This is a genomic window from Actinacidiphila sp. bgisy160, assembly GCF_057707815.1.
In genome coordinates, this window is sequence record NZ_JBYIQW010000010.1 from 37,540 (window position 1) to 54,011 (window position 16,472).

The 16,472-nt window shown below is 73.2% G+C and carries 10 protein-coding genes and 1 pseudogene; 8 read left to right on the forward strand and 3 right to left on the reverse strand.

Annotated features, from left to right (window positions below; translation table 11 throughout):
- The first annotated feature begins 71 nt into the window (after window positions 1-71).
- The 8 genes and pseudogenes from AC3EUJ_RS11630 to AC3EUJ_RS11665 all read left to right on the forward strand — a co-directional run bounded on the left by AC3EUJ_RS11630 (window position 72) and on the right by AC3EUJ_RS11665 (window position 10,190).
- A complete protein-coding gene (locus AC3EUJ_RS11630) occupies window positions 72-2,513 on the forward strand; it encodes a GcvT family protein (protein WP_431961008.1) in 2,442 nt (813 codons plus the stop codon).
- A 160-nt stretch (window positions 2,514-2,673) separates the two neighbouring features.
- A pseudogene (locus AC3EUJ_RS11635) lies at window positions 2,674-2,967 on the forward strand (serine hydroxymethyltransferase); the annotation flags it as partial.
- Window positions 2,964-4,196: a sarcosine oxidase subunit beta family protein gene (locus AC3EUJ_RS11640; RefSeq protein WP_431961009.1), complete on the forward strand. Its 1,233-nt coding sequence runs from the start codon at window positions 2,964-2,966 to the stop codon at window positions 4,194-4,196. The pseudogene AC3EUJ_RS11635 and the gene AC3EUJ_RS11640, both read left to right, overlap by 4 nt.
- Window positions 4,197-4,208: 12 nt before the next feature.
- Window positions 4,209-7,265, forward strand: a complete 3,057-nt coding sequence (locus AC3EUJ_RS11645) for a sarcosine oxidase subunit delta (protein ID WP_431961010.1) — start codon at window positions 4,209-4,211, stop codon at window positions 7,263-7,265.
- Window positions 7,258-7,851: a sarcosine oxidase subunit gamma gene (locus AC3EUJ_RS11650; protein ID WP_431961011.1), complete on the forward strand. Its 594-nt coding sequence runs from the start codon at window positions 7,258-7,260 to the stop codon at window positions 7,849-7,851. The genes AC3EUJ_RS11645 and AC3EUJ_RS11650 overlap by 8 nt, the downstream gene beginning before the upstream one ends.
- A 61-nt stretch (window positions 7,852-7,912) precedes the next feature.
- A complete protein-coding gene (locus tag AC3EUJ_RS11655; RefSeq protein WP_431961012.1) occupies window positions 7,913-8,362 on the forward strand; it encodes an RrF2 family transcriptional regulator in 450 nt (149 codons plus the stop codon).
- Window positions 8,363-8,448: 86 nt separating this feature from the next.
- Window positions 8,449-9,651 (forward strand): globin domain-containing protein, encoded by a 1,203-nt coding sequence (locus tag AC3EUJ_RS11660; protein WP_431961013.1) that lies wholly within the window; start codon window positions 8,449-8,451, stop codon window positions 9,649-9,651.
- Between the two features lie 17 nt (window positions 9,652-9,668).
- Complete coding sequence (locus AC3EUJ_RS11665) at window positions 9,669-10,190, forward strand: NUDIX hydrolase (RefSeq protein WP_431961014.1); 522 nt, start codon at window positions 9,669-9,671, stop codon at window positions 10,188-10,190.
- Here the strand turns inward: AC3EUJ_RS11665 and AC3EUJ_RS11670 are convergent.
- From AC3EUJ_RS11670 to AC3EUJ_RS11680, 3 genes are all read right to left on the reverse strand, one after another.
- Window positions 10,169-11,974, reverse strand: a complete 1,806-nt coding sequence (locus tag AC3EUJ_RS11670) for an AMP-dependent synthetase/ligase (RefSeq protein WP_431961015.1) — start codon at window positions 11,972-11,974, stop codon at window positions 10,169-10,171. The two genes, AC3EUJ_RS11665 and AC3EUJ_RS11670, sit on opposite strands and share 22 nt — an antisense overlap.
- A gap of 371 nt (window positions 11,975-12,345) precedes the next feature.
- On the reverse strand, window positions 12,346-14,205 hold the full coding sequence (locus tag AC3EUJ_RS11675; RefSeq protein WP_431961016.1) for an alkyl/aryl-sulfatase: 1,860 nt from the start codon (window positions 14,203-14,205) through the stop codon (window positions 12,346-12,348).
- A gap of 310 nt (window positions 14,206-14,515) precedes the next feature.
- Window positions 14,516-16,336, reverse strand: coding sequence for a GMC oxidoreductase (locus AC3EUJ_RS11680; protein WP_431961017.1), 1,821 nt, complete (start codon window positions 16,334-16,336; stop codon window positions 14,516-14,518).
- Between the last annotated feature and the right edge of the window lie 136 nt (window positions 16,337-16,472).

The following is a 16,472-nucleotide window of genomic DNA, read 5'->3' on the forward strand; positions in this document are numbered from 1 at the left end:
CTCCGGCGCCCGGCACATTGAGTTGCGCAACCTGAATCATGTTGCGCTGACAGCAACTGGGAGGTGTGGCGATGACGGGACCCCGCGTGGTCATCATCGGAGCGGGCGTCGTGGGGGCGGCGCTGGCCGACGAGCTGTCCTCCGCCGGCTGGACCGACATCACGGTCGTCGACCAGGGCCCGCTCCCCGCCACCGGCGGTTCCTCGTCCCACGCCCCCGGCCTGGTCTTCCAGGCCAACCCCTCCAAGACCATGACCGGACTCGCCCGCTACACCGTCGAGAAGCTCTGCTCCCTCGACGTCGACGGACAGCCCTGCTTCCTCCAGGTCGGCGGCCTGGAGGTGGCCACCACTCCGGAGCGCCTGACCGAACTGCACCGCAGGCTCGGCTGGCTGACGTCGTGGGGCGTCCAAGGCCGGGTCGCCGGGCCCGACGAGTGCGCCGCGCTCCACCCCCTGCTGGACCGTTCACGCGTCCTGGGAGGGCTGTTCGTCCCCACCGACGGCCTCGCCAAGGCCGTCCTCGCCGTCGAGGCGCAGACCCGGCGCGCCGCCGCGCGCGGCGTGCGCTTCCTCGAGCGCCACGAAGTCCTCGCCGTCACGCAGGACGACGGCCGTGTCACCGGGGTGGTCACCGACCGCGGCGGCGAGCTCGCGGCGGACGTGGTCGTCTGCTGCGCCGGGATCTGGGGCCCCAGGGTCGCCCGGATGGCGGGCATGGAGCTGCCGCTCACCCCGCTCGCCCACCAGTTCGCGTGGACCGGCCCCGTCCCCGCCCTGGCGGGCCAGGCCGCCGAGGCCGTCCGCCCGATCCTGCGCCACCAGGACGCCGGCCTCTACTACCGCGACCGCCACGACCGCATCGGCATCGGCTCCTACGGTCACCGCCCCATGCCGGTCCACGCCGACGACATCGCCGCGTTCGGCGCCTCGGACGGGATGCCGTCCGTCGTGGAGTTCACCGAGGACGACTTCGCCGGCGCCTGGACCGAGACGCGCTCCCTGCTGCCCGCCACCCGCGACGCCAAAGTGGAGGAGGGCATCAACGGCCTCTTCTCCTTCACCACCGACGGTATGCCGCTGCTCGGCGAGTCGCCGCAGGTGAAGGGGTTCTGGGTCGCCGAGGCCGTCTGGGTCACCCACTCGGCCGGCGTCGGCCGGGCGATGGCCGAATGGCTGGTGGACGGCCACTGCTCGTCCTTCGACCTCCACGAATGCGACGTCAACCGCTTCGAGCCGCATCAGCTCGCCCCCGACTACGTGCTCGCCCGCGGCTGCCGGAACTTCGCCGAGGTCTACGACATCATCCACCCGCTCCAGCCCACCGGCGCCCCGCGCCCGATCCGCACCAGCCCCTTCCATCCCCGCCAGCAGGAACTCGGGGCGTTCTTCCTGGAGGCGAACGGCTGGGAACGGCCGCAGTGGTACGAGGCCAACGCCGCAGCGGTGGCGGGCCGTTCCATCCCCACCCCCGGCGACTGGGCGGCCCGCTACTGGTCGCCGGTCGTCGGCGCGGAGGCCCAGGCCACCCGGGAGACCGTCGCGCTGTACGACATGACCGCGCTCAAGCGCCTGGAGGTCGGCGGGGGCGGCGCCGCCGCCTTCCTGCAGCGGCTCACCACCGGCAACGTCGACAAGTCGGTCGGGTCGGTGACCTACACCCTGCTCCTGGACCACGACGGCGGCATCCGCAGCGACATCACGGTGGCCCGCCTCGCCCATGACCTGTTCCAGGTCGGCGTCAACGGCAACCTCGACCTGGACTGGCTCACCCGGCACCTGCCCGCCGACGGCACCGTCGCGGTCCGCGACATCACCGCGGGCACCTGCTGTGTCGGCCTGTGGGGACCGCTCGCCCGCGAGGTCCTGCAGCCGCTCGCGGACGCAGACTTCTCCGACGCCGGGCTCACGTACTTCCGCGCCAAGCGGGCGCACGTCGGGGCCGTGCCCGTCACGGCGATGCGGTTGTCCTACGTCGGTGAACTGGGCTGGGAGCTCTACACCACGGCGGACCTGGGCCTCAAGCTCTGGGACACCCTGCTGGCCGCCGCCCGGCCGCTGGGCGGCGTTCCCGCCGGGCGCGGGGCCTTCAACAGCCTGCGTCTGGAGAAGGGCTACCGCTCCTTCGGTACCGACATGACCTTCGAGCACGACCCGTACGAGGCCGGCCTCGCCTTCGCCGTCAAGGAGGACAAGAACGACTTCACCGGCAAGGCGGCGCTCGCCCGGCGCCGGGAGGAGGTGCGGCGCAGGCTCACCTGCCTCACCGTGGACGACCCCCGCGCCGTGGTGATGGGCAAGGAGCCGGTGTTCGACGGCGACCGTCCCGTCGGCTACGTCACCAGCGCCGCCTACGGCTACACGATCGGCAAGGGCATCGCCTACGCGTGGCTGCCGGCGGAGCTCGCCGTGCCGGGGTGCGCCCTCGGCATCGGGTACTTCGACCGGCGCGTGGAGGCGCGGGTCGCCGCGGAGCCGTTGTTCGACCCGGCCATGTCCCGCCTCCGCGGCTGACACCCCGCGGACGGCACCACCGCGAGACCTCCGACGCCGCCGCTGAGAGGAAGCCCCGCGCATGAACCCGCTCACCGCCCGCCTGTCCGAGCTCGGCCCCGAGGCGCACGCCGCGCTGCGGGCCGGACCGGCCCGCCGGCGCTCCACCCTGGAGATGGCCCTCGACGGCCGGCAGGCCGAGGACCTCCTGCACCCCGTCGGCGCCACCGTCGACCGCAACGCCGTCCGCTTCGGACCGCGGCCGCCCATGGTCACCTCGGGGCTGCGGATCGGCACGCCCGCGCCGGCCACGCGCGGCTTCACCGAGGACGCCTTCGCCGAGGTCGCCGACATCGTCGCGCTCGCCCTGTGCCCCGGCCCCGACCTGCCCGCGCCGCGCGCCCGTACCGAGGCCCTCGCCGCCGCGCACCCGCTCCACCCGCGCCTGCCGCAGGACGGAGACGGCGCCCGATGACCCCCCTCACCCCGGGCGCCGGCCTTCCCGAGCACCCCGACTTCCTGTGGCGCACGCCCGAGCCCAAGCGCTCCTACGACGTGGTCGTCGTCGGCGCGGGCGGGCACGGCCTGGCCACCGCGCACTACCTGGCGCGCAACCACGGCATCACCGACGTGGCCGTGCTGGAGAAGGGCTGGCTCGCGGGCGGCAACATGGCCCGCAACACCACGATCATCCGCTCCAACTACCTGTGGGACGAGAGCGCGGGCATCTACGAGCACGCCCTGAAGCTGTGGGAGGGCCTGGAGGAGGAGCTGGACTACCCGATCCTCTTCTCCCAGCGCGGGGTGCTCAACCTCGCCCACAGCCTCCAGGACGTGCGGGAAGGCGTCCGCAGGGTCGAGGCCAACCGGCTGAACGGGGTCGACGCCCAGTGGCTCGACCCCGCGCAGGTGAAGGAGGTCTGCCCGATCGTCAACACCTCCCCCGACGTCCGCTACCCGGTGCTGGGCGCGACCTACCAGCCGCGCGCGGGCATCGCCAAGCACGACCATGTCGCGTGGGGCCTGGCCCGGTCGGCCGACGCCGCGGGGATCGACCTGATCCAGAACTGCGAGGTGACCGGCATCGACGTCAGCGACGGCCGGGTCACCGGGGTACGGACGAACCTCGGGCCCATCGCGGCGGGGAAGGTGGCGCTCTGCGCGGCAGGACACTCCTCGGTGCTGGCGCGAATGGCCGGTTTCGACCTGCCCCTGCAGAGCCACCCACTGCAGGCGCTGGTGAGCGAGCTGCTGGAGCCAGTGCACCCCACGGTCGTCATGTCCAACGCCGTGCACGTGTACGTCAGCCAGGCCCACAAGGGCGAACTGGTCATGGGCGCGGGTATCGACGCCTACAACTCCTACACCCAGCGCGGCGCGTTCCACGTGATCGAGCGGCAGATGGCCGCCGTGCTGGAGCTCTTCCCGGTCTTCGCCCGTGCCCACCTGCTGCGCACCTGGGGCGGCATCGTCGACGTCAGCCCGGACGCGTCACCGATCGTCGGTCTCACCCCCGTGCGCGGTCTCTACCTCAACTGCGGCTGGGGCACCGGCGGTTTCAAGGCCACCCCCGGTGTGGGCTCGGTCTACGCGCACACCATCGCCCACGACACCCCGCACGCCCTGGCCGCGCCCTTCTCGCTCGAACGATTCACCACCGGCGCGCTCGTCGACGAGCACGGCGCGGCCGCGGTCGCCCACTGAGGAGCCCGATCGATGCTGCTCATCCCCTGCCCGTGGTGCGGGCCCCGAGACGAGGCCGAGTTCCACTACGGCGGTCAGGCGCACCTCGCCTACCCGCCGGACCCGGCGGCCCTGACGGACGAGGAGTGGGCCCGCCACCTCTTCTTCCGCGACAACCCCAAGGGCCCCTTTGCCGAGCGCTGGATGCACGCCGCGGGATGCCGCCGCTGGTTCGACGCGGTGCGCGACACGGCGACGAACCGCTTCGCCGGCGGCGCCTCCCCGGCCCCGGCCCCGGCCGCCGTACCGGAACGCCCGCCCGGCCCCTCCGTGCCGCGCGCGCAGGCGGTCCCGGTCCCGTCCCTACGGCCCGCCCGCGACCCCGCGCAGCCCTTCCGGCTCGCCGAGGGCGGGCGGATCGACCGCGCAACGCCCCTGACGTTCACCTTCGACGGCGTCACGTACACCGGCTACCGCGGGGACACCCTTGCCTCCGCGCTGCTCGCGGGCGGGGTCATCGCCACCGGCACCGGCATCAGACTGGGGCGTCCGCGCGGCATCTTCTCCGCCGGGGTGGAGGAGCCCAACGCCGTGGTGCAGATCGAGGCCCCCTTCCCCGAACCGATGCTGCCCGCGACGACCGTCGAGCTGTACGACGGCCTCGTCGCCACGAGCCTGCCCGGTCAGGGCAGGCTCGCCACCGGTCCCGACCCGGCCCGCTACGACGCCGTCCACGCCCACTGCGACCTGCTCGTGGTCGGCGCGGGCCCCACCGGGCTCGCGGCCGCGGCCACGGCGGCCGGCAGCGGGGCGCGGGTGATCGTCGCCGACGACCAGCCGGAACCGGGCGGCAGCCTGCTGGGCAGCGGACAGCACCTGGAGTGGGTCGCGGAGACCGAGGCCCTCCTCGCCGCCGAACCCGGGATCCGCGTCCTGCGCCGGACGACTGTCTTCGGCCACTACGACGACAACCACGTCCTCGCCCTGGAGCGCCGCACCAACCACCTCGGCGCCGCCGCCCCCGCCCACGTCTCCCGCGAACGCGTCCACCGGGTGCGCGCCCGGCGGGTCGTGCTGGCCACCGGCGCGCACGAGCGCTCCCTGGCGTTCCCCGACAACGACCGCCCCGGCGTCATGCTGGCCGGCGCGGCCCGCGCCTACGTCCGCCGGTACGGGGTCGTCCCCGGCCGCCGGGCGGTCGTGTTCACCACCAACGACAGCACCGGTGCCGTCGCCCGCGACCTGGCCGCCGCCGGCGTGGAGATCGCGGCGGTCGCCGACGCGCGCGACGGCGTGTACGTCACCGGCACGGAGGGGACCGGCCGGCTGACGGCCGTGCTCCTCGGCGACCGGCGGATCGCGGCCGACCTGCTGCTGGTCTCGGGCGGCTGGAACCCCGTCGGCCACCTCTTCGGCCAGGCCGGCGGGGCCGTGCGGTACGACGAGGCCCGCGGCACCTTCGTCCCGGTTCCCGGATCGACGCACCAGGCTGTGGAGTTCGCCGCCACACCCGCCGAGGGCGTCGCGGCCGCCGCCCGGGCGCTCGCGGCCGAGGGCTTCACGCCGGGCCGGCCCGGCGTCCCGCCGGCGCAGCCGGACCCCCGCCGCCTGCCGCTCACCCTCTTCGACGTGCCCGTACCGGCCCCCGGTCCGCGCTTCGTCGACCTGCAGCGCGACGTCACCGTGGCCGACCTGCGGCGCGCCACCGGGGCCGGGATGCGCTCGGTGGAGCACACCAAGCGATACACCACCGCGGGCACCGCGAACGACCAGGGGAAGACCTCCGGCGTCCTGGCCTCGGGCGTCGTCGCCGGCCTGCTCGGCGTGGAGGTGTCCGCCCTCGGCACGACGACGTACCGCCCCCCGTACGCGCCGGTGTCCTTCGCCGCGCTCGCGGGCCGCGACCGGGGCGCGCTCCACGACCCGGTCCGCGTGACGGCGCTGCACGGCCGCCACCTCGCCGGCGGCGCGGTCCTCGAGGACGTCGGGCAGTGGAAGCGCCCCCGGTACTACCCGCGCCCCGGCGAGGACATGGCGGCCGCCGTCCTGCGCGAGTGCCGGGCCGCACGCGAGGACGTGGCCTTCATGGACGCCTCGACCCTCGGCAAGATCGACGTCCAGGGCCCGGACGCCGCGGAGTTCCTGGACCGGATGTACACCAACCTGATGTCCACCCTCCGTCCGGGCATGATCCGCTACGGCGTCATGTGCCGCCAGGACGGCATGGTCTTCGACGACGGCACCGTCATCCGGCTCGCGGAGGACCGCTTCCTGGTGACCACCACCACGGGCAATGCCGCGGCGGTCCTGGACTGGATGGAGGAGTGGCTGCAGACCGAGTGGCCGGAACTGCGTGTCCACTGCACCTCGGTGACCGAGCAGTGGGCCACCGTCGCCCTCGTGGGCCCGCGCTCCCGCGAGGTGCTGGGCGCACTCGCCCCCCAACTGGCTGTAAGCAAGGCCGAGTTCCCCTTCATGGCCTGGCGCGACGCCGTGGTGGCGGGGCTGTCGGCCCGGGTGTGCCGGATCAGCTTCTCCGGGGAGCTCGCGTACGAGATCAACGTGTCGCCCTGGCGGGCGACGGTCCTCTGGGAGGCGGTGCGGGCCACCGGAGCCACCCCGTACGGCACCGAGACCATGCACGTGCTGCGCGCCGAGAAGGGCTATCCGATCGTCGGCCAGGACACCGACGGCACGGTCACCCCGCAGGACCTAGGCATGGGCTGGGTCGTGTCGAAGAAGAAGCGCGACTTCATCGGCAAGCGGTCGCACGCCCGCACCGACACCGCCCGCCCCGACCGCAAGCAGCTCGTCGGCCTGCTGCCGGAGGACCCGGGCCTGCTGCTCCCGGAGGGCACCCACCTCGTCGCGGAACCGGTGCCGCCCGCGCCGCCCGTCCCGGCCCTCGGCCACGTCAGCTCCAGCTACCGCAGCGCCGCCCTCGGCCGCACGTTCGCGCTCGCCCTGGTCAAGGGCGGCCGGGAACGGGTCGGGGAGCGGCTGTACGCACCCGTCGACGGCCGTCCGGTGCCCGTGACCGTCGCCTCCCCCGTCCTCTACGACCCCGAGGGGGCCCGCCGCGATGGCTGACACCGTCACCCACCTCAGTCCGCTGTCGGCCGCGGCCGGCCGGCTCGCCGCCGTGAGCCGCGCGTCGGGAGGCGCCCTGCACCTGGCCGAACTGCCTTTCCTGACGCAGATCGACCTGCGCCTGGACCCCGGGGGCCCGGCCGCCGAGCCCACCGGGCTCGCCCTGGGCGCGCCGCTGCCCCTGGAGCCGTGCACCGCCGTTCGCACCGGGGACCTGGCGGTCCTGTGGCTCGGTCCCGACCAGTGGCTCGTCGTCGGTTCGCCCGGTACCCAGGAGGACCTGGAGGCCCGGCTGCGCAAGGCCGCGGGCGAGGCGCACGTCTCCGTCACCGACGTCTCCGCCCAGCGCACCACCCTGCTGGTCTCCGGCCCCCGCGCCCGCGACCTGCTGGCGCACGGCTGCTCGCTCGACCTGGACCCGCGGGTGTTCACCCCCGGCAGTTGCGCGCAGACCACCCTGGCCCGCGCCCAGGTGGTGCTGGTGGCCCGGGAGGAGGCGAGGGCGGGCTTCTGGGTGCTGGTCCGTTCCTCCTTCGCCGGCTACCTCGCCGACTGGCTGCTGGACGCCGCCGCGGAGTACGTGTGACGTGGACCGCACGGCCCCGTCTTAACTTGAATCCCGGATTCGTATTATCTAGCCTCAAGGCATGCGCCTGACGAAGTCCACAGACCTCGCGCTCCGTGCGGTGATGGCCCTCGCCGTCAAGGACGAGCCGTCCACCGCCCGGGACGTGGCCGAGGCGATGCGGGTCCCGTACTCGCACCTGGCCAAGGTCGTGGCCCGGCTGCAGCACCTGGGGGTCGTCGAGACCCGCCGCGGGCGCGGCGGTGGCCTGGAGCTCACCGCCGCCGGACGGACGGCCTCGGTCGGCCGGCTGGTGCGCGAGCTGGAGGGGGTCGGCGATGTCGTGGACTGCGAGGGCGATACGCCCTGCCCGCTGGCCGGTGCCTGCCGGCTCCGCGGCGCGCTGCGCCAGGCGCAGGAGGCCTTCTACGCCTCCCTGGACCCGCTGACCGTCACCGACCTGACCGCCGCACCCACCGGACCCGTTCTGGTGGGGCTGATCGGCTCCGGTCCGCCCGGCCCGCTGGACTGATCCGATCCACCTGACCACCACCCGTCGAGGGCGGGCCTTCGCACGCCCTTTAATGCGATTTTCAGATACCAATTAGGGAGCCGTTCATGCTCAGCGAGAAGTCCGCAGCGACCGTCCGCGCCACCCTGCCCGCCGTCGGCGGCGCGATCTCCGAGATCACCGCGCTCTTCTACGACCGGCTCTTCGCCGCGCACCCCGAGTTGCTGAGGGACCTGTTCAACCGTGGCAACCAGGCGGCCGGCACCCAGCGCGAGGCCCTCGCCGGAGCCTTCGCCCACTTCGCCACCGCCCTGGTCGAGCACCCCGGACAGCGCCCCGACGCGATGCTCGCCCGCATCGCCCACAAGCACGCGTCGCTCGGCATCACCCCCGGCCAGTACCACATCGTGCAGAAGCACCTCTTCGCCGCCATCGCGGAAGTGCTGGGCGACGCGGTCACCGAGGAGGTCGCCGCCGCCTGGGACGAGGTGTACTGGCTGATGGCGAACGCCCTCATCGCCATCGAGCAGCGGCTGTACGCCGAGCGCGGCGTCCTGGCCGGGGACACCTGGCGCCCCTGGGAGGTCGCCGAGAAGGTGCGGGAGACCGAGGACGTCGTCTCCTTCCGGCTCCGTCCCGCGGACGGAGCGCCGCTGCCCGACTTCGGCCCCGGCCAGTACGTCTCGGTCCGCGTCGAACTCCCCGACGGCGCCCGGCAGATCCGGCAGTACAGCCTCTCCGGCGCCCCCGGCGACAGCACCCGGCAGATCACCGTCAAGCGCGAGCGCGGCGTCGCCGCGAGCCCCGACGGCGAGGTCTCCAGCCACCTCCACGACCACGTCGGCGAGGGTGCCCGCGTCGAACTGTCGGCCCCCTACGGCGACATCGTCCTCGCCGACGACGGCGGCCCGCTGCTGCTCGCCTCGGCCGGCATCGGCTGCACCCCGATGCTCGCCATGCTGCACCGGCTCGCCGGCGACGGCTACGAGGCGCCCGTCACCGTGGTCCACGGCGACCGGACCCCGGGGCATCATGCCCACGCCGCCGACCACCGCGCCCTGGCCGAGAAGCTCCCCGGGGGCGCAGCCCACTTCTGGTACGAGGACCCGGGCACCGACGCCGCCCCCGGCGACCGCGCCGGCCGGGTCGACCTGTCCGGCGTCGCGCTGCCGGACGGCCTGCGGGCCTACCTGTGCGGGCCGCTGCCCTTCATGCGCGCCGTGCGGGCCCAGCTCCTCGAGCGGGGTGTGCCCGCCTCGGCGGTGCACTACGAGGTCTTCGGCCCCGACCTGTGGCTGGCCCACGACTGACCGGCCACACTGGTCGGATGGCGGACAAGGCGGTCAAGCGCAGCGCGGGGATCCTGCTCTTCCGCGGCACCTCGGGCGGCGCGCCCGAGGTGCTGCTGGCCCACATGGGCGGCCCCTTCTGGGCGTCCAGGGACGAGGGGGCGTGGACCATCCCCAAGGGCGAGTACGAGCCCGACGAGACCGCCGAGGCGGCCGCCCGGCGCGAGTTCCTGGAGGAGCTGGGCCTGCCGGTGCCCGCGGGCGAGCTGCTGCCGCTCGGCGAGAACCGGCAGCCCAACGGGAAGATCGTCACCGTCTGGGCACTGGAGGGCGACCTCGACACCGGCCTCGTGGTGCCCGGGACCTTCTCCATGGAGTGGCCCCGCGGTTCCGGCCGGGTCCGGGAGTTCCCCGAGGTCGACCGGGCCGCCTGGTTCCCGCTCGGCCCCGCAGCCCACGGGAGGATCCTCTCCGCGCAACGGACCTTCCTCGACCGGCTGGGCCGGCTGCTGGACGGGGGCGGCGCGGGCGGGGCCGCTCAGGAGGCCGGCGAGGCGTAGATCGACTCGATCTGCGCCGCGTACTCGCTGACGATCCTGATCCTGCGGAGCTTGAGCGAGGGCGTGAGCATCCCGTTCTCCACCGAGAACTCGTGCGGCAGGATGCGGAACGCCCGGATCGACTCGGCGCGCGAGACCGCCGCGTTGGCCATCGACACCGCGCGCTGGACCTCGGCGTGCACGTCCGGCTCGGTCATCGCGGTCCGCAGCTGGACGGCCTCCCGGTCCAGGGTGATCAGCGCGGCGACGAAGGGCCTGTTGTCGCCGATCACGATGCACTGCGAGACCAGCGGATGCGCCCGCAGCCGCTCCTCCAGCACCAGCGGCGCCACGCTCTTGCCGCCGCTGGTGATGATGATGTCCTTCTTGCGTCCGGTGATCGTCAGGTACCCGTCCGGGTCGAGCGAGCCCATGTCCCCGGTCGCCATCCAGCCGCCGCGGCGCCACACCTCGTGGTTGGCTACCGGGTCGGCGTGGTAGCCGGCGAAGACCGTCGTCCCCCGGACCAGCACCTCGCCGTCCGGCGCGATCCGTACCGCGCTGCCCGGCAGCGGTCGGCCCACGGTGCCGAACCGCACCTTCCCCAGCGGCTGCGCGGTCACCGCGGCGGTGGTCTCGGTCAGCCCGTACCCGTCGTGGATGGTGAGCCCGGCGCCCGCGAACAGCAGCGACAGCTCCCGGCTGAGCGGGGACCCGCCCGAGACGGTGTAGTGCACGCGGCCGCCCAGCACCTCCCGGATCCGCGCGTACACCAGCCGCTCGAACGCCGAGTGCGCCGCCCGCAGCAGCGGTCCGGGCCCCGGCCCTGATCCCAGCGCGTGCCGCTCCACGGCCTCGGCGTACCGCACCGCCACGTCCGCGGCCCGGTCGAAGACATGGGCCTTGCCGCCGCGGGCGGCGGCGTTGCGCGCGCCCTGGATGATCTTCTCATAGACGTACGGGACGGCGAGCAGGATCGTCGGCCGGAAGGAGCGGAACGCCGGGAGGAGTTCGCCCGGCGCCAGGTCGGGCTGGTGACCCAGCAGCACGCCCCCGCGTACCGCGCAGGTGGTCACCATCAGCCCGTAGATGTGCGCCATGGGCAGGAACGCCAGTACCGAGGGCCGCACCCCCGGAGGGGCGAAGATCGAGCCGTACCCGGCCAGCAGGGTGTCGCACTCGGCGGCGAGGTTGGCGTGGGTGATCAGGCAGCCCCTGGGCGGCCCCGTGGTGCCCGAGGTGTAGGCGATCACCGCCACCGACTGCGGCTCGACCGCCCAGCGGAACTGGTTCAGCAGCACCGGGTGGACCTGCCGGCCCCGCGCGGCCAGCCACGGCACGCACCCCGCGTCGAGCTGCCAGATCCGGCGCAGCGCGGGCAGCGTGTCGCACACGGCGCCCACGGTCATGGCGTGGTCCTCATGCTCGACGACGATCGCGACCGCCCCGGAGTCCGCGAGGATCCAGCGGACCTGCTCCGCCGAGGACGTCGGATAGACGGGGACGATCCGGGCGCCCACCGACCAGAGCGCGTAGGAGAACAGCGTCCACTCGTACCGGGTACGGGCCATCACCGCGACCGGCTCGCCGAAGCGGATCCCCTCCGCCACCAGACCGCGGGCCAGTTCGGCCACCTCGTCGCGGAAGGCCGCGGCCCCGACCTCCTGCCAGACGCCGCCTTCATGCCCCTCGCGCCGGGACAGAACAGCGGCGTGCGGGCGCTTGTCGGCCGCCTCGTACACCGAGTCGGCGAGTCCCCCCGACCGCAGCTGCTCCGCTCGGGGGGGAAGGCTGAACTCGCGCACGGCGCCCCCTTCCCCGAGCAGTGCCGTGCCGCTCCAAGGGGCGGCAGGGACGGAAGATATCCGGCGTTTGGTCCACGTGCCTAGAGCCGGGGCGGAAGCGGCAGAGACTGACGCGAGCGCTGGAATCCCGGGCCGGTGCCAGCGGCGCATCCGGGAGCGGATGCTGCCGCCGACCGAAGCGACGGCGTGGGTGATCCGTCGCCCATGCCTTCTCTGCCCTGCAGCGACGGGCCCGAGCCCAAGACGCGGCGCCGGCCTGAGCCTCTGCCAGGTCGTGTGCGACCTGCAGATCCTCCTGGCTGCCTGGACCGGCGCCTGCCCAACCTGCCACCGCGCCATGCCCACCTCGATATCGACCTGGACAAGCACTGCTAGGGCAGGGCGACCGGGAAGGTGAGGGCGGGTTCCTCCAGCAGCCCCAGCAAGGTGAGCAGTGCGCGCCGGTCGCCCTCGACGCTGATCGTTCCGGCGGCCTCGGCCGAGGCGAAGTCCGTCGCACCCAGGAGCGCCCGGTTGAACTCGGCTCTGGTCAGCCGGAGTACGGCGTCCGGCTGCCCGTCGCCGGGGACGTTGCCGCGCATCGGGGTGAGCACCCCGTTGGCCAGCAGCAGCGTCCAGGTCTCCGCAGTGTCGGTGAACTCCCACCGAAGCAGCAGCCGATGGGCCGCGGCCGCGGGACCGTCGAGGCGCACCGCCCAGGACTGGAAGATCTGCAGCGTGGAGAGAGCCGGGATCATGTCCGCGCCGGAGTTGCCCGCCGTGACGCGCCGGGCCTCGGCGGGCCGGCGGAGTTCGTGGGCGCCGCAGAGGTAGAAGTTGCGCCAGATGCCGCTCTCCGCGCCGTGGGCGAGCCGTTCGAAGGTCGCGGCTTGCAGTTCTCGGGCCTCGGCGTGGTCGGGCTCGGCGAACAGCACGTGGTTGAGCACCTCCGCGACCCAGCGCAGGTCCCCGGCGTCGAAGGACTCGCGGGCCTTCTTCACCACGGCCTCGGCGCCGCCCATGAGATCGACGTAGCGCCGGCCCGCCTCCTCGGGCGGGAGCTGCCACAGATGGGCCGGGTTGCCGTCGTACCAGCCCATGTAGCGCTGGTACACGGCCTTGCTGTTGTGGCTGAGCGTGCCGTAGTAGCCCCGGGCGTGCCAGGCACTGCCCAGGTCTCCCGGGAACTCCCGCAGCTCCTCGGCGATCTCCGTCGCGGTCAGGCCGCGGTTCATCAGCCGTACGGTCTGGTCGTGCAGGTAGGCGTAGGCGTCCCGTTGCTCGGAGAGGAGCGTGGTGAGTTCCGCGCGGCCCCAGGTGGGCCAGTGGTGGGAGCCGATCAGCACTTCGGCGCGGTCGGCGAAGAGCTGGACGGTCTCCGTCAGGTATCCGGCCCAGGCCTGCGCGTCGCGGACCTCGGCGCCGCGCAGGGTCAGCACGTTGTGGAGTGTGTGGTTGGCGTTCTCGGCCACCAGCAGGACGCGGTGGTCGGGCAGCAGGAAGTTCATCTCGCTGGGCGCCTCGGTGCCCGGCGTCAGCTGGAAGACCAGCCGGACGCCGTCGACGACCAGCTCCTCCCCGGTGCGGGCGATCAGCGCGGTGGGGGCGATCAGGCCCATGCGTCCGCTGGAGGTGGCCTGGCCCAGGCCGAAACCGATCATTCCGCCAGGATCGGCCGGCAGCGACCTGCCGTACATGTAGCCGGCACGGACGAGCATGGCGGGGCCGGCGATGACGTTCTCGCCGACCGCGTGCTCCATGAAGCCCTCCGGGGCGATCACCGGGACGCGGCCGGCGGTGACGTCCGCACGGTCCACCACGCCGCCCACGCCGCCGAAGTGGTCGAGGTGGCTGTGGGTGTAGACGACGGCGCTGACCGGCCGCTCACCGCGGTGGCTGCGGTAGAGGGCGAGCCCGGCGGCGGCGCACTCCTCGCTGATCAGCGGGTCGATGACGACCACTCCGGTGTCACCCTCGACCAGGGTCATGTTGGAGATGTCGAAGCCGCGGATCTGGTACACGCCCGGCACGACCTCGAAGAGGCCGTCGAGGGCGTTCAGCCGGGCCTGCCGCCACAGGCTGGGGTGGGCGGTCTCCGGGCAGTTCTGCTCCAGGAACGACCACCGCTCGTTGTCCCAGACGACACTGCCGGTCGCATCACGGATGATGCACGGGTCGAGACGTCCGACCAGGCCCCGGGTGGCGTTCTCCAGGTCGGTGGGGTCGTTCCAGTCGAGTTCGCTCGCGTTCAAGACTCCTGCTTTCGGCTGGTGGGTGATCAATAGGGCTCAGGCGTCCCGCACACGGTGATCGGCCGTGCGCGCCGTGGGACGTCGTGGCATTGTTCGCGGCCGTGCCGCGGTGGGAGCCGAGCGATCCGCAAGGGTGATGGTCGGTGGAGCTGCAGTCGCTCACATGTCGCGGACCTGATCGAAGGTGAGTTCATCGGGGCGACGCTCTCGCGCCTGGCGAGCCACATGCCCAGCGCTTCGATGGTGCCACGGACCACCTGGCCCCGTCCGTGTGGCGGTTCGACGGCACCGGAAACTCCGGTCCGCCGGCTCAGTCGTCGTGCTGGGGGCCGTCGGCGGTCTCCGTGCGGACGGTGGGGATGGGGAGGAGCGGGAGGCGCAGGGCCGCGAAGGCGGTGTCGGGCACGACGGGACGGTTCGGCTTGACCGGAGGGGTGTAGCGGTAGGACTCGCCCTGGGTGGGCCGGGAGTCGGATTCGCCCTTGTTGGGCCACATGGACATGGCGCGCTCGGTCTGGGCGGTGATGGTGAGGGAGGGGTTGACGCCCAGGTTGGCGGAGACGGTGGAGCCGTCGACGACGGTGACCCCCGGGTGCCCGTAGAGGCGGTGGTAAGGGTCGACCACGCCGGTTTCCGGGCTGTCGCCGATGGGGCAGCCGCCGATGAAGTGCGCGGTCAAGGGGATGTCGAGGAGTTCACCGACGGTGTGGCCCGGGAAGCCGTTGATCTCGTCGGCGAGCAGGCCGGCGGCCTGCTCGGCGGCGGGGATCCAGGTCGGGTTGGGGGCTCCGTGCCCCTGACGAGAGGTCAGCACGCCCTTGCCCCTGCGTACGCGCTTGAGGGAGACGGTGAGGGAGTTGTCCAGGGACTGCATGACCAGACCGATGATGGTCCGCTCCGACCAGCGGCGTTTGCTCAGCGAGCGGAGGAAGAGGGCCGGGTGCCGGACAGAGGTGGCGAGGAAGCTCAGCCATCGCGGCCCGCGGCCGCCACCCGGGGCCTGGAGTATGGCCAGCAGGCCCATGGAGTTGGAGCCCCTGCCGTAGCGGACCGGCTCGATGTGGGTGTTCTCGTCCGGGTGGATGGAGGAGGTGATCGCCACGCCCTTGGTGAAGTCGGCGTGGCGTCCGTAGCGGCGGTCCGTGGTCTGTGCGGTGACGATGGCCTCGGAGTTGGTCCGGCTGAGGTGGCCCAGCCGGTCGGAGATGTGCGGAAGGTCGCGGCGTGCCTTGAGGGTGTGCAGCAGGGTCTGGGTGCCGTAGGTGCCTGCGGCCACCACGACACGGCGGGCGGTGAAGCTGCGCTGCCCGCGCCTGCGGGAGTCGGTGCGCCGGGTGTCGATGACGTAGCCGTCGCCCTCCTCCCTGATCCGGGTGACGGTGGTGAGCGGGTGGATCTCGGCGCCGCCGCGCTCGGCGAGGTGCAGGTAGTTCTCGGTGAGCATGTTCTTGGCGCCGTGGCGGCAGCCGGTCATGCACTCGCCGCACTCGGTGCAGGCCCGGCGAGCAGGTCCCGCGCCGCCGAAGTACGGGTCGTCGACCTCCTCACCCGGCTGCGTCCGGCGGCCGCAGCCCGCGTCCTCGCCGTCGCCGAAGAACACGCCGACCGGCGCCATATGGAAGCTGGACCCCACCCCCATCTTCTCGGCAACCGTCTTCAGGTGGACGTCGGAAGGGGTGAGCGTGGGGTTGAGACGCACCCCGAGCATGCGCTGCGCCTGGTCGTAGAAGGGTGCCAGCTCCTTCTGCCAGTCGGTGATGTGGCCCCACTGGGGATCGTCGAAGAACGCCTTCGGGGGCACGTACAGGGTGTTGGCGTAGTTGAGGGAGCCGCCACCGACGCCCGCGCCGGCCAGGACGAGCACATTGCGCAGCAGGTGGATGCGCTGGATGCCGTAGAGGCGCAGAGCCGGAGCCCACAGGTAGTTGCGCAGGTCCCACGAGTTCCTCGGCAGGTCGGCGGCGGTGAAGCGGCGGCCGGCCTCCAGGACGGCGACACGGTAGCCCTTCTCGGTCAGGCGCAGCGCGGCGACCGAACCGCCGAAGCCGGAGCCGACCACGACGACGTCGTAGGCGAGCTCGTGCTCCTCCGGCGGCCGGCCGTGGTCACGGGGGGCGGCGGGAGTTGTCATGGTCAGCCTCCGAGGGGCGGGACAAGGGCGGCCACCGTCCGGGGAGAGGGGGCCCACTTCGGGAGTCCGCCCCACGGGATTCGTCCGCGAGCGGTCGTCACTGCCGACCGCTGTGCGCCTCCCGCGACAGGTGTGG